The organism is Aquiflexum balticum DSM 16537, assembly GCF_900176595.1.
GTDB lineage: Bacteria > Bacteroidota > Bacteroidia > Cytophagales > Cyclobacteriaceae > Aquiflexum > Aquiflexum balticum.
Genome location: NZ_LT838813.1, coordinates 1,791,026 through 1,805,672 on the forward strand (window position 1 = coordinate 1,791,026; position 14,647 = coordinate 1,805,672).

A 14,647-nucleotide genomic window follows, 5' to 3' on the forward strand; every position below is an offset into this window, starting at 1 on the left:
AAATATTATTTGACTGGATTCAATGAAGAAATTGCAGATGATTCAATCGGTGTTTGCTTCTAGTTTTATTCTTTCACCACTTTTAGTGCCTCTGAATTTAATTCCGTTTTCGATTATCAAAACTTCTCCATATTCCCCGTTTTTGACACTTGAATCCACCCCGATTATTTTTCCTCCAAAATGAGTCGTGACAGTTTCAAATGAGGTATGCCCTACGATGATCCGGTTGGTTTTGAAAAAGGCCAATGTTTCATCTATAAATTGCTCTGTCAATGCACCCTCTTCAAAATAACCCCGATACCATACGGGACCATCCACACCTGTCAAAAACAAGTAATCTTCTTCTTGGTTGGGTTTTATGGGTAAAGGACTTAAAATCTGATCAAAAAATATCTTGTTCACTTTTTTGGCATCGTAACCCCGGTTGAAGAATTCAGGTGATATTCCGGCATGGACAAAGAGCAGGTCATTGATGGATACGATAGTAGGGCATTGTCTGATCCAATGGCCTAATACAGAATTGAAACCGTACAAGTCTGTGAAGCTGGTACCCATGATTTCTGCAGCTTGGACATATTTTTGGTTCATATATCTATGGTCCCCAGTCAAAACCATCAGTTCATGATTGCCTAAAAGATAGTGGAGTTTACCCCCTGCTTTTATAGCCTGTTGCTCCAATTTAAATGCAAGCCATAAAATTTCCGTGACTTTATCTCCTCGGTCCAGAATATCTCCATTGATGACCAAATGACCTTTTCCATATTTCCAGTTCAGGTTTTCATCAATGACTCCTTGATTTTTCAATAATTCCACCATTAGATCATATTGGCCATGGATATCGGAAATGACAGTAATATTGGAAACCTTAGAATACTTTTGGGTTGTTCCGGCTGTTTTTAAAAAACTGTTTGTCAGTACTTCAGTATCCACACCCAATCCCAAATATTTCTTTGGAAAGTCAAGATTCAGATTTTCCTGATGTTTCAATTTGCCGTTTTCTACCCATTTGGCATGTAATTTACCATCCAGCCAATAAATGTACGGTGGTTCGGAAATCCCTGTATCGGTTTTTTGAGCATGAACATGTATTGAAAATGCTATAAAAATCAATAAGGATAAGATAATTATGAGAAGACGATTCATAGCCATTTCAATATAAATCTTTTTTTTCAAAATCAACTCAAATTCAATTAGCCTTTGTCATTTTAAAAACATGGTTTGAATCAATTCATTGGAGGAAACCGGAACCTGCTGCCATCCTTTAGACCACGATAGAAGGTCCTATCCTCGATAATGAGAACTTCTCCATTTTGTCCTTCTTTTATATTTGAGTCTACGGCGATAATTTTTCCACCCAAAAGTAGGGTAATCGACCGGACGGAAGTATGGCCTATGATGATTCTATTGGTCCCAAAGTATTCCAAGATGCTATCCATATCTCGCATCCCGATGTTATTTTGCTCAAAATATCCCCGATACCAAAGAGGTCCATTTGACCCTGTCAAAAATTCAATATCCCTTCTCCTGTTGGTTTTTGATCTTGTCGTACTTAAAATATTTTCATAAAATATTTTATTGACATCGAAAACGGTCAGTTTCCGACTTACAAATTCAGGGGAAATACCTGCATGGGTAATCAACAGTCCGTCAATGGTTACAATGGCAGGTCTTTTTCTAAGCCAGTTTCCCAAAACAGAATATTGATTGTGCAGATCACGTAGGGATTTCTTCTTTATTCTAGCAGACTTGTTGTATTTCTGGTTCAGAAATCTCAGGTCATTTTCCAATACCATCAGTTCATGATTTCCCAATAAAAAATGTAATCTTCCGCCTGCATTTTGTGCCTGATCTTCAAGTTGATATGCCAACCACAGCGCTTCTGTGACTTTATCTCCTCTTCCCAAAATATCGCCATTGATCACAAGATGGCCCTTCCCATAAATCCAGTTAAGATATTCGTCGATGATACCTTGACTTTTCAATAATTCCACCATCAAATCATACTGACCATGTACATCTGAAATGACAAGCAGATTAGGGACATCATGGTAGTTTTGATAAAAATCCGGAGTATCAGCCATTTTCCTTTTTATGGATTCCGGGTCAAGGGTAAATCCGAATTTTCTTCCAATGAAATCGGAATCCAGCTCGTAATATTTTTTCATTTTACCATCTTCTACCCATTTTACTGTGAATCTATTTTCCTTCAAAAAAATATAAGGCCCCGTGGAAATTGCGGATTTCTGAGGGTAGAGTTCTTTTGAAAAAAATATGCACAAAAGTGTTAAAGAAATATTTTTCAGGAAAAGTTTCATGGTCATGAAGTGAATATAGAAGGTTTTCTCTCCAAAGTCAATGATAAGAAGTGGCTCGAACATCCTTTTTTCGCTTATTTTAAATGTTGACTTTTAATAAAGTTTCTTAAACCATAACTAGTCCATTTGAAGTTTTAAATACCACAATGTGGCAAATTCCATTATTTAAGTCGGGCTTTTTGCCGATAATAGTCACATCTTAAAATCCATGGCATATTCATCCTGATTTTTTTATCCGAATCTTTCTTTTCCACCGATGATAAATGGAGTTTGCTTTTTACTTTTACGTCTTATGAAGAAGAAAATAGCTATTGTTACCGGGGGATATACCGGAGAGTCAGTGGTATCGCTTAAAAGTGCTGCCGTGGTCGAAAAAACTATTGATACAGAAAGGTATGATGTTTTTAAAATTTTGATTTATCCCCACAATTGGTATCATGAAACCGCCTCAGGTGAAGAAATTCCGGTAGACTTGAATGATTTTTCTATTTCACTTAATGGCCAGAAAATCACCTTTGATGGTGTTTTCAATATTTTACATGGATCTCCGGGAGAGGACGGGAAATTGGCCGGCTATTTTGACCTTTTGGGACTGCCATACACCACCTGTGATGCCCTGACTTCTTCCATTACGATGAACAAAGGATACACCAAAGCCATTGTTCAGGATATTCCGGAGTTGTTTGTAGCAAGGTCCATTCAGCTTTTTAAAAATACAGAAGAAAATACCGCAAAGATTTTAAAAGAACTTCGTCTTCCTTTGTTTATAAAGCCTAACAATGGGGGCAGCAGCATCGGAATGAGTAAAGTAAAAGTGCCCAATGAATTACAGGAAGCTTTGGACAAAGCTTTCGCAGAAGACAGTCAGGTTTTGGTTGAAGAATTTGTGAATGGAAGGGAATTCTCCATCGGAGTTTATCATGCCAAGGGCAAAACCACCGTTTTGCCGGCTACTGAAATTGTCAGTAGCAAAGAGTTTTTTGATTTTGAAGCAAAATACTCTCCCGGTGTGACTGAAGAAATTACCCCCGGAAGGATGAATGAAGAAGAGGTGGGTAGGGTTAACCGAATCATTGAAAAAATCTACAGCAAACTGAATTGTAAAGGCGCAGTGCGTATTGATTATTTTCTGGAATATGAAACCGATAAATTTTATTTTATCGAAATCAATACTGTTCCTGGTCAGACCGAAACAAGTCTGATTTCCCAGCAGGTCAAAGCCATTGGAATGGGAATCAGTGATTTTTATAATGAGCTGATTGAAGAGATGTTTTGATCAAAAGGTTTGAATACAACACCAATTGCTTTAATTTCCCATTTCCAATCATTTATCAGGCAAAATAATATGAGCGAGACCAAAACTTTGGTATTGAACCACAAGCAAATCAAGCAGAAAATAATCCGGATGGCTTATGAGGTATATGAGCGTAATGCATCCGAGAAGGAAATCATTTTTGCCGGTATCACTGGAATGGGGCAGCAGTTGGCTGGATACCTTGCAGAAAGCTTAAGGGAAATATCACCACTAAATGTCCGCGTATTGGAAATTCATTTGAACAAGCTTGATGTGAACAGAGGGGATGTGGAACTTTCTGAAAAAGATGATTTGACCCAAAAATGCATTGTTGTTGTAGATGACGTATTGAATACAGGCAAAACGCTGTTATATGCCCTTAAACCCTTTTTGGATGTAGAGGTCAAAAAAATTGAGGTTGCTGTTTTGGTAAATAGAAGCCACAAGCTCTTTCCGGTTAATCCTGACTATACTGGTTTGGAGTTGGCCACTACATTAAATGAACACATCACGGTGGATTTGTCCACTGAAAATTTCTCCGTCCACCTATACTGATAAATCCATGTCTGTCCACAACTCATCCAATATCAAAAGAATTACCACCCATATTCTTCAGGAAATGAAAACCCGGGAGGAAAAAATATCGATGTTGACAGCTTATGATTATTCTATGGCCGGAATAGTGGATGCAGCGGGGATTGATATTATTCTGGTTGGAGATTCAGCTTCCAATGTGATGGCAGGCCATGAGACTACACTTCCCATCACTTTGGATCAAATGATTTATCATGCCACATCTGTTGTCAGAGCGGTCAAAAGGGCATTTGTTGTGGTGGATATTCCTTTTGGGTCCTATCAGGGGAATAGTTCAGAAGCCTTGCGTTCAGCCATTCGAATTATGAAAGAATCGGGCGCCCATGCTGTAAAAGTTGAAGGAGGTTCTGAAATCAGGGAGTCAGTGGTAAGGATCCTCAGTGCAGGCGTTCCGGTAATGGGACATTTGGGGTTGACACCACAATCAATTTATAAATTCGGGACATACACTGTACGCGCCAAAGAGGAAGAAGAAGCGAAAAAATTATTGGAAGATGCCAAACTGCTTGAAGAAATCGGCTGTTTTGCCATTGTTCTTGAAAAAATTCCCGCGAGTTTTGCCAAGATTGTAGCGCAGTCAGTAACTATACCGGTAATAGGAATAGGTGCAGGGCCTGATGTGGACGGGCAGGTATTGGTAGTCCATGATATGTTGGGAATCAATCAGGAATTCAAACCTAGATTTTTGAGACAATATGCAAACCTGCAGGCCGTTATGACAAAAGCTGTACAGGATTATATCAGAGATGTGAAATCTTTGGAATTCCCCAATGAAAGTGAGAGCTATTGATTCTTTTCTTAATTTTTCTGTGACTATTGTTTACTTTTTGAGATCAGGTTGTAATTTTTTTGTGGCAATTAGTTATTTTGGTGCCAAATCCCATTAAATGAGGAAATTACTATTATCACCCATTCTCTTTCTTTTTGTTTTTTCATTTGGCGTTGGGCAGGATATGGCCACTCTGCTTGATAGCGCCCTCAACGGTAAGAATGGTAATGAATTATTTTTTTTAAAAGCCAGAAATCTGATCAAATCAGAAGATGATAGAATTCAATTTTTGATGGCAAATCATGGATATTATAGCAGTTTAAATGACAGAGATTCCATGATGGCTGCAGAAAGAGTCCTGATCCCTTTGCTGGAAACCAAGGAAGACAAAGAGAGATTGATCACAGTTTATAAGCGCATAGGTTATTACTATGAGGTAGCAGGATTGTATGACCAAGGTATCAAATACTACCTTGAAGCGCTGAATCATGCGGAGAACTTTGGGAATCCGGAGATTTTGAGTGAAGTCCATAAATCCTTGTCCCAGATCCATCGGCTTTTCCATGATTATGATAAAGCAATAGAATTTGGAAAAAGGGCATTCCAAGTTTCCCAAAGTAAAAACAATCAATATCTCAAATCTCAAGTAAATGCCTTGAATATTATTGGTGCGGCGTTCAGTGAAATGAATCTGCCTGATAGTGCGATCAATTACTACCACAAAATACTTGAGCTGACTCCATTGTTGGATACCCTTGCCATCGCCCCGACCATAGTGAATATTGGATATGCATATTTATTGAAGGGAGATATTGAGCAGTCTAGAATTTTCAATAAAATGGGTCTGAATTTTTATAAAAAGACAAATAATGATTATGCCAAAAGTGTGGTTTTTATCAACTCGGGTATGACCGAAAACTCTGCCCAAAATTACAAAGAAGCTTTGTTGCTCTTGGATTCCGGGCTGTATTATTCACAAAAATCCCAATATGCTGAGATGTATAAATGGATTTATGATGAACAGTATAAAATATATAATGCCGTTGGAAATTATCCGGAAGCAATCAATAGCCTGGTAAAACTGATTGCAATAAAAGATTCTTTGTTTGAGGCAGACCGGGTCAAAGTAGCCAAAGATTTGGAAACCAAATACCAAACAGCACTTAAGGACCGGGAAATCAAGGAGAAAGAATCGGAGTTGAAAGCCAATCAGGCCAGATTTAACTGGATTATGTTTTTTGTTCTGCTACTTGTGGTGATTATAGGGCTTTTGATTGTCATCCATTTTTTGAATCAAAATAGGTTTCAGAAGAAACAAGAGTTGCTTGAAAAAGAAAAGGAAATCCAGATCAGAGAAGCTGCTATTAAAGCAGCACTTGCCTCGCAGGAGGAAGAAAAAAAGCGTTTTGCCAAAGATCTCCACGATGGTTTTGGGCAATTGATCACTGCCTTGAGGTTGAATATTTCCGGATTGAACGGACAAAAGAACATTGAAGAAAAGATGGCTCTTTTTGAGCATTCCGAAAACATCCTTGGGGAGATGCATAAGGAGATCAGGCAGATTGCTTTTGATATGATGCCTGAAACCTTGGTGCAGCATGGACTATTGCCGGCACTCAGGGAGTTTGCTCAGCGATTGAGTAGCAGTGGAAAGATTATCGTAAATGTTCAGGCCTATGATTTTGAGGATAGACTGATTGAAATCCAGGAAATATCGCTCTATCGGATCATTCAGGAATGGTGCAATAATATCCTCAAATATAGCGGTGCCACTGCTATTGAGATCCAATTGGTCAATGACGAAGAAGAACTTCGGCTAACGATCGAGGACAATGGAAAAGGATTTGATGTCAGGCTTTTGGATGAAAGTAAAGGGCATGGCTGGAAAAATATCAATTCAAGGGTAAAGCTGATCAAAGGGGATTTGGAGATTGATTCCAATCCTTTGTCCAAAGGGACAACTTTGATTTTAGCCTTTAGACCGCAGATTAAATCAAAGGATCAAAAAATAATGGAAAAATGAAAGTATTGTTGGTGGATGACCATGCGATCCTTTTGGATGGGGTAAAAAGTTTACTCTCCCATGAAGCATCTGTGGATGTCATCGGAGAAGCCAATTCAGCAGAACAGGCTTTGGAGTTTTTTAAAACCAATAAGGTCGATCTACTCATTACTGATTTTAATCTTCCTGGAATGGATGGTTTGAGTTTGGTCAGGTTGGTCAAGAAAATAAACCCCGATACCAAAATCATTGTTCTCAGTATGCACGATGAGACCCATTTGGTCAAGGAAATCTTAAAAGAAGGGGTGGAAGGTTATGTGCTCAAAAATGACTCTCACAAAGAATTGAAAATGGCCATTCAATATGTCCGAGAAGGAAAAATATACCTCAGCAATAACATCAACAGGATAATCATCAACAGCCTGAACTTTCCCGAAGAGGATAGATTATTGACTGACCGGGAAAGGGAAATCCTCAAACTCATCGCAAAGGAATTTCCAAACAAGAAGATTGCCGAACAGTTGTTTATTTCGGAAAGGACAGTCGAGACGCACCGGAAAAACATATTCAGAAAGACAAAAACCAACACGTTGGTTGGTTTGATCAAATTTGCTTATGCCAATAATCTGATTTGAAAAAAATGCCGGGAGCAATGTCCCGGCCTAAAAGTCATCGGATTACTTACCCCCATTGGCTCCGATAGCCAAAGTTTTTGCAAATTCTTGGCTATACATCCTGAATAGATGTTTGCTGGCATTCATATAAGTTTCTTTGTTCATTTCGACGATGATAGGATCAAAATCGACATCCATTTTTCTTTTTAAAGAGAATAATTGATTGAATAAGGATTCGCTTTTCTTTTTGTCTGTGTACAATTTGGCTTCATATGGAATGTCAGAAATAAAATCCTCTTTAAGAGACACAGGTGCTGCCGGCATGGAACCTGTTTTATCCACAATACCGATATTGTTGTTCTTGATTTTCATGACAGGATATACATTGTAAGTGGCATCAGTGGATTTGCTTTGGTCGGTTGAAGTGATTTCATAGTAGCCCACGTTGGAAGTAGAAACCCGCATTCGGCTTTTGAAATCTACATCCAACTCCACATTGGAGAAGTCGATATCAAGATTCTGCATCAAAATGACAGCATTGGACTCTTTCATAAGGTCTTTCAGATTTTTGATCAATCCTATTCCCATTGAAACAGATTTCAAATCCCCATTGTACATCATTATCCCATTTTCCGGCAAAAACATCACTTTTCCATCCCCAACTTCTACATCCGCTGTCTTCCCTTTGGTTTTTTCGGTTTTATTGTCAAATCTTTCTTTGATTGGGGCATAAGCACTGAATTGATCAAGCTCTTCTAAGGGAAAGACTTTGAAACCTGCTTTGCTTATCTCTTCTTCCAATATTTTTTGAAAATCATTGGATAAGGATTGAAAATCTTCCGGCTTCATTTCCACACTCAAAATGGTGGTTACTTTGGCTGCGCCGGATTGTCTAACATAATTTTTGTTGGTTCCTACAGTGGCCAAATTGTTTCTGATATTACTCACTTTGCTCTCCTGCTGTATTTTAACAGTCTCTGTAAAAGTTTCAAACCCAACATTCAATTGCGGGACAATAAAACCTTCGGCTCCTTTAATGTTTTTGTTTTGAACCCCTTTGGTTCCGATGCCGTCAAAAAGATCTTGGGCAAAAATATTTGATGTACAGATTAGACAGTACACCATCAATGATATAGCTGTTTTTCTCATAATTTTTGATTTTTCTGGGGATTAAATTTTTATGCTGTAAAACTCCCCAAATCAGTCTTCTCAAAAAATACCCTCTTTGTTGTATTTACATATACCCACTGGCACGGATAGGGCTTGGCTCAGGGCCTTACAATCATTTTTCGGCTAAGCCTTTTGCCATCTGAGTTGGTCAATTGGATAATATATAATCCAGCAGATAAAAATGGTGCTTGAACCTCAAACTCCCTGTTGGCAGTCAACCTGATTTGGTCAAGCATAATTTGTCCAAGACTGCTGATGATTCTTAGCTCACTGTCCTGGGAAGCAAGAACTTTGAATTGTCCCTGACTGGGGTTTGGATAAATTTTAAACAAAACTTCACTATCCGTGGGATTTTCACCTTCACCTTCAAATTTTAAATATTCCAATCCCCCGGCCGTATTGCCCAAAAGTAAATCAGGATTTTCCGAAAAGGGTTTTGGAACTGAGGTTAGATAAGTATTCCTTCCGAATTTTGTCGTTTGGGTTTGATTTTCCTGCAAATCAATCAAAATGGTTTCCCTTTGATTTTGATTCATAAAATCTGAAATGTAAACCAAAACACCACGCTGATCTATGGCATAAAGGGAAGGATTTGAACCTGCAATTACATGAACATTCAGGTTGCGGTTTGCCGGATTGTCTGTAAAATCCAAAAATTCTCTCTCTAAAAACCTGAGCTTTTGTTCTGCGTTGATGTCGAATTCAAAAATCACCAATTCACCTGTTTGTCTTGCCAATAGGAGATAATCTTTATCATCGTAAACAAACATTTCTATATGATCCAAGGGTCGTATTCCGGTAATAGGGAAAGTTAATTCCTGAAGATTGGAAAGATTTGGATCGGTATCAAAAAAAACTCTTTGCTGTAAAGAAAAATCCATGGTATCCGTCCCTGCAACCCAATAGGTATTTTGGTTGGTGGTAGAAACAAATTCAAGGTATTGGAGGTTGGTAAAATCCAAAGAAGATAGACCAAGAAAATCCTCTTCTATTAAATCCCAGGAGTCTGAATTGATTTCAAACCTGTGCGCAATACCTATGACTTTTCCTTCTTTAAAACTATTGGCTGTTAAAATCAACTCCCCGGATTCTTTGAAGCCCCTAAAAAAAGGTCTGCTGTTTTCACCCAAATCAAGTATCCGAGATTGAAGAAATGGCTTGGCTTCTATGGGAACTTGTTCATCAAAAGAAAGTTGGAATACATTTTCACTATAATCGGCATTGAAGACTCCGGCTGCAGCTGAAGAATTGCTGCTTATCAGCAAACCCCTGTCCCAAAGATAGGATGCATGGAATATCGGGAACTCAGGTAAGGGTCCAATATTGGGCAGTTCGGTAGAAAATTCATCAAATAATGGTTCGGCATTACTGCCTTTGTTAGGGAGGTAATACAAAGATTGACATTCATCCCTACCCACTAAAAGATCCCTGATACCATCATTGTCAAAGTCTTGATACAAAATAGAATGACCGCCAGCGTGTTTGATCCGGGCAGACTCAGATTCCCAGGCAAGTCTTTCCATAGGAAATCCGGCGCATGTTATCCCAAAACTAAAAGTCCCACAACCACAGAATTCAAACTTTCCCCACCTTGGTTCCGGAAAAGCAAATCCATCAATATCAGCAATACCTTTTCTTTCGATACTTGTATTTAAGTAAAAGTCCACATAGTCGCCGGGATTAAAAGATGCTATATCAAGATCACCATCGCCATCAATGTCTATGATCAGAGGAATATCCAAGTTATTGGCCTGAAGGTTGGACCCGTTGTCCAGGCGCAGGAAATTTTGCGCCAGTTCCCAACTTGGATATTTGGCGCCTTGCTGAGTGATATTTCGATAAGCCCTGATTCCAAAGGGGCTGCTGGTAAACAAATCTTTTTTACCGTTTCCATTGAAATCGGCAAGCACTAAAAATCCTGAAATGTCATTTGGGAAATAGTATGACATTTCCGGAAGGTATTCAAAATCATCTCCATCGGTTTGAAAAACCAAGACTCTACGTGAATTGATGTCCCAAACAATCAATTCTTCTTTACCATCTCCATTGGTATCCAATTCTTGGAATTGGGCTGCATTGATGCCTACTGCAAAGGGCATTTCAATTTCTCTGTTTTGACGGGAAAGTGTGATGCTTTGATCAAAAGTGAAGCTTTGTTGGGCATTTGCCCAAAAGGTGATTAAAAATAAGATCGAAATAAAAAGGTACTTCATCAATTGGTCTTCGTATTAAGTCCTAAAATTAAACGATAGAATTTGATATAAGATGTTTGTGAATCCTTTAATTTTAACGTCCTGATCCGCCGAAGATAATTATTCCGTAGTAAAAATCGGATAGTAATTTATTTGCTTCGGGGATTTAGAAAAATTGTATTTTTGATGCATGAACATTATTGACAAAAATTTGGACAGAATTAGGGCTTTATGTGACAAACATAAGGTGACAAGACTTTTTGTATTTGGTTCAGTTTTGACAGATAGTTTTAAAAAAACAAGCGACATTGATTTTCTGGTAGATTTCGAAGGAGTTGGTTTGTATGAATATGCAGATAATTACTTCAGCTTAAAAAAATCATTGGAGGGATTATTAAAAAGGGATGTTGATTTATTGGAGGAAAAAGCTATAAAAAACCCTTACTTACGCCAAAGCATAGATTCATCCAAACTAATGATTTATGGATAATGAAATAAAAACCTGGCTATATGATATTTTGCAATCAATTAATGAGAATGAATTTGTAATATGAACTTGTCTAGACCTGCAAACTTAGCGCTTTAATCCATTATTTATGAATATCCCCCAACTCTACTACCATTTCCTTCAAGCCACAGGAGTAAGTACAGATACCAGAAAAATAGATCAAGGCAATATCTTTTTTGCCCTGAAAGGGCCAAATTTCAATGCCAATGATTTTGCCTCCAAGGCTTTGGAAATTGGAGCTTCTTTGGTAGTGGTGGATGAAAAAAGGGTCGTGCCTGAAAATGACAACAGGTTTTTTTTGGTCGAGGATGTATTGTTGGCATTGCAGCAACTCGCAAATTATCATAGGAAACAACTGACCATACCCATTATTGGATTGACCGGAAGCAATGGAAAGACAACTTCCAAAGAATTGCTTCACGCTGTTTTGAAAAGAAAATATAAGACTGCTGCCACTGTCGGCAATCTGAACAACCATATTGGAGTTCCTTTGACTATTTTGGGGATAGGGAAAGAAGTGGAAATCGCTATCGTGGAAATGGGGGCGAATAAACAAGGGGATATCAAAGAACTCTGTGACATCGCAGAGCCTACACATGGATTTATTACCAATATTGGCAAAGCTCATTTAGAAGGCATGGGCGGACCTGAAGGGGTGCTGAAAACCAAGACAGAACTTTTTCAGCATCTGCGAGAAAATAAAGGAACAGTATTTATCAATTCACAGGATCCGATTTTGTCCAATATGGCCAAGCGTTTTGGTGATCCAATTCTTTATTCTGCCAAAGGAGATTTCTGTGAAGTGACGTTTGTGGAGGCTGATCCTTTTGTAAAGTTCAGGGTTGAAGGCCAGGAAGGCACCTATCAATCCGCTTTGATTGGGGCATATAATTTTGGAAATATTGCTACTGCACTCTGTGTTGGTAAGTATTTTGGAGTGCCCATGAGTGCGGCCGTAGAAGCTGTGATTGCATACAATCCTTCCAATATGCGTTCGCAATTGTTGGAAAAGCGTAGCAATCTGATCATTCTGGATGCCTATAATGCCAATCCTTCCAGTATGGAAGTTGCCATCAAGACTTTTGGTGAAATGACAGGCAGAAAATACAAGATGGTGATTTTGGGGGATATGTATGAATTGGGGGATAGCACCGTTGAAGAACATAGCAAATTAGGAGAATTGGTCAGTCAATATGCCTTTGACAAAATCTGCCTGACCGGCAAGCATATTCAGGCCGCCCTTGGAAAAGCACCTATTTCGACCCTTTATTTCCCCGATCCTTTTTCCTTCAGAAACTGGCTTCAGGATTCCAAGTTGGAAGATTATATGATTTTGATCAAAGGGAGTAGGGGGATGAAGTTGGAGGGGTTGGTGGAGTTTATTTGAGGATGATATTTTCATTGGAAATGAACTATAGGCTATAAATATCATAATTATCAACATTTTTTTGCTAACCATTTCAACATTTTCTATTTTTATCTCATTAATTAAAAATCCATGTACCTCAATTCCAATATCAAAGTCCTTAGGAAAAGGAAATCCATTACCCAGGAAAATATGGCAGCTGCCATTGGCATCAGCAGGTCAAAACTTGCAGGCTATGAATTGAACGTCAATCCTCCTTTGGACACGGTCCTTTTGATAGCAGATTTTTTGAGTGTATCCGTGGATATTTTGCTGAGGAAAAATCTGGAGGAATTGTCAGAATATAAGCTTCGGGAAATGCTGGAAACAGATCAGTTTCTCAAAGGCCGGAACCTGAGGATTTTAACTACAACGGTAGATGAAACTGGAAGGGAACTGATTGAAGTTGTTTCCCAAAAGGTCAAAGCAAGTTACTTGGCAGGATTTTCTGATCTGGATTTTATAGGGGAATTGCCGAGGTTTAATCTGCCTTTTTTACCCCAGGACAAAAAATACCGGGTTTTTCAGGTTGATGGGGATTCTATGCTACCGATTCCGGAAGGGGCTTGGATTGTCTGTGAATATGTAGAGGATTGGACAGCCATCAAAGACGGGGGGAAATTTGTAGTCGTGACCGAAGCTGATGGTGTCACATTTAAAATTGCTTACAATCAAATATCAGAGAAGCAAAAATTATTGTTATGTTCCTCAAATCCTATTTATAAACCTTTTGAAGTGGATATAAACGCCGTAAGAGAGCTGTGGCGGTATAGGTTGATGATGGTTTAGATTTGATTGTACCATTTGCAGAAAATATCAGCAATCCATTTTTATATCCGGTATTGTAATTGATTTTTTTTAGAATTGTTTATCATGTATGTAAGCAACAATTCCAGAAGATTGGGCATCCATGTTAATTCTCGTCTGAGGGCTGAAATGCCCGATAAATCGGTCTTCCGACTTCGGTCTTCTGTCCCGATTGAAGAAGAATATAGGGTTACTGCCAAAGAAGCGTATATACATAATATTTAATTTGATAGGTGGTTTGTTTTAAATTTTTTGATTGATTAAATCTGTAATCATTTCATGACTTTTTAAATTAATTTCATTTTGAAAAGACAAAATGAGTTTTAATCCGTTGTAGTGTAATAGTGTGGAAGTGCTTATTGACAAATTGAGTAGTAACCTTAAAACGATCAGTAATCATGAGAGAGAATGCGGTAATGAAAACCCCATTGGGGAATGTATGGGTTGAAGTTTGGGATGGATATCTGCTTAAGCTTCAATTTACTGACCTTCCAGAGACAGATGATTTTTTGGATGGCGTATTGATGGATGTCCGAATTCAGCTTGGTCTTTATTTTCAGGGTAAACAGAAGACTTTTGATATCCCTGTTGCCTTTGGAGGGACGGATTTCCAACATAAAGTCTGGATGGAAGTTAATAAAATTCCTTTCGGGGAAACTAGTACCTACGAGAAGATAGCAGCTAATCTTGGTAATCCGAATGCTGTAAGGGCTGTTGGAACTGCTATAGGAGCCAATCCCATATTGGTGATGTTGCCTTGCCACAGGATTTTGGGAAAGTATGGTCAATTGACCGGCTATGCGGGAGGTCTTTGGAGAAAATCCCAATTGCTGGATCTGGAGCAAAAGAATAAAGTAGGGAAACAGGTTCAAATACAGTTTTAATCTTATCGGGAAGAGTTTTAAGTTGTTAACGAAGCTTATAGAGATCAAAAGCCAAGTCTGAAGTTTCAGGCTTGGCTTTTTTATTTTATATTT

Annotated in this window: 14 protein-coding genes; 10 read left to right on the plus strand and 4 right to left on the minus strand. The window is 38.5% G+C overall.

The features are described 5' to 3' along the window. Positions 1–42 precede the first annotated feature (42 nt). On the minus strand, positions 43–1,143 hold the full coding sequence (locus tag B9A52_RS07650) for a metallophosphoesterase (RefSeq protein WP_172805185.1): 1,101 nt from the start codon (positions 1,141–1,143) through the stop codon (positions 43–45). Positions 1,144–1,223: 80 nt separating this feature from the next. Then, positions 1,224–2,165, minus strand: coding sequence for a metallophosphoesterase (locus B9A52_RS07655; protein WP_172805186.1), 942 nt, complete (start codon positions 2,163–2,165; stop codon positions 1,224–1,226). A gap of 442 nt (positions 2,166–2,607) precedes the next feature. Between B9A52_RS07655 and B9A52_RS07660 the strand changes: the two genes are divergently transcribed. From B9A52_RS07660 to B9A52_RS07680, 5 genes are all read left to right on the plus strand, one after another. Next, positions 2,608–3,591, plus strand: coding sequence for a D-alanine--D-alanine ligase (locus B9A52_RS07660; protein WP_084119749.1), 984 nt, complete (start codon positions 2,608–2,610; stop codon positions 3,589–3,591). Positions 3,592–3,660: 69 nt separating this feature from the next. After that, entirely contained in the window at positions 3,661–4,164 is a 504-nt protein-coding gene (locus tag B9A52_RS07665) for a phosphoribosyltransferase family protein (protein ID WP_084119750.1), read from the plus strand. Between the two features lie 7 nt (positions 4,165–4,171). Then, a complete protein-coding gene (gene panB / locus B9A52_RS07670; RefSeq protein ID WP_084119751.1) occupies positions 4,172–4,993 on the plus strand; it encodes a 3-methyl-2-oxobutanoate hydroxymethyltransferase in 822 nt (273 codons plus the stop codon). A gap of 97 nt (positions 4,994–5,090) precedes the next feature. Continuing rightward, positions 5,091–6,995 (plus strand): tetratricopeptide repeat-containing sensor histidine kinase, encoded by a 1,905-nt coding sequence (locus B9A52_RS07675; protein WP_084119752.1) that lies wholly within the window; start codon positions 5,091–5,093, stop codon positions 6,993–6,995. Next, positions 6,992–7,609 (plus strand): response regulator, encoded by a 618-nt coding sequence (locus B9A52_RS07680; RefSeq protein WP_084119753.1) that lies wholly within the window; start codon positions 6,992–6,994, stop codon positions 7,607–7,609. The genes B9A52_RS07675 and B9A52_RS07680 overlap by 4 nt, the downstream gene beginning before the upstream one ends. A 42-nt stretch (positions 7,610–7,651) precedes the next feature. On the opposite strand, the gene B9A52_RS07685 is transcribed toward B9A52_RS07680, so the two are convergent. Both B9A52_RS07685 and B9A52_RS07690 read right to left on the minus strand, forming a co-directional pair. Then, complete coding sequence (locus tag B9A52_RS07685) at positions 7,652–8,737, minus strand: hypothetical protein (protein ID WP_084119754.1); 1,086 nt, start codon at positions 8,735–8,737, stop codon at positions 7,652–7,654. Positions 8,738–8,856: 119 nt separating this feature from the next. Next, on the minus strand, positions 8,857–10,971 hold the full coding sequence (locus tag B9A52_RS07690; RefSeq protein ID WP_084119755.1) for a T9SS type A sorting domain-containing protein: 2,115 nt from the start codon (positions 10,969–10,971) through the stop codon (positions 8,857–8,859). A gap of 169 nt (positions 10,972–11,140) precedes the next feature. Here B9A52_RS07690 and B9A52_RS07695 point away from each other — a divergent pair, with 169 nt between their 5' ends. The 5 genes from B9A52_RS07695 to B9A52_RS07710 all read left to right on the plus strand — a co-directional run bounded on the left by B9A52_RS07695 (position 11,141) and on the right by B9A52_RS07710 (position 14,554). Beyond that, the gene (locus B9A52_RS07695; protein ID WP_084119756.1) at positions 11,141–11,440 is read left to right on the plus strand and encodes a nucleotidyltransferase family protein; all 300 of its coding nucleotides are present in this window, start codon (positions 11,141–11,143) and stop codon (positions 11,438–11,440) included. Positions 11,441–11,546: 106 nt separating this feature from the next. Beyond that, a complete protein-coding gene (locus B9A52_RS07700) occupies positions 11,547–12,845 on the plus strand; it encodes a UDP-N-acetylmuramoyl-tripeptide--D-alanyl-D-alanine ligase (RefSeq protein ID WP_084119757.1) in 1,299 nt (432 codons plus the stop codon). A gap of 111 nt (positions 12,846–12,956) precedes the next feature. Then, positions 12,957–13,652, plus strand: a complete 696-nt coding sequence (locus B9A52_RS07705; RefSeq protein WP_084119758.1) for an XRE family transcriptional regulator — start codon at positions 12,957–12,959, stop codon at positions 13,650–13,652. A gap of 84 nt (positions 13,653–13,736) precedes the next feature. Further along, positions 13,737–13,895, plus strand: coding sequence for a hypothetical protein (locus B9A52_RS25470; RefSeq protein WP_157370105.1), 159 nt, complete (start codon positions 13,737–13,739; stop codon positions 13,893–13,895). Between the two features lie 173 nt (positions 13,896–14,068). After that, positions 14,069–14,554 carry a methylated-DNA--[protein]-cysteine S-methyltransferase gene (locus tag B9A52_RS07710; protein WP_084119759.1) on the plus strand — a complete coding sequence of 162 codons (486 nt, stop codon included), beginning with the start codon at positions 14,069–14,071 and terminating at the stop codon, positions 14,552–14,554. Positions 14,555–14,647 lie beyond the last annotated feature (93 nt).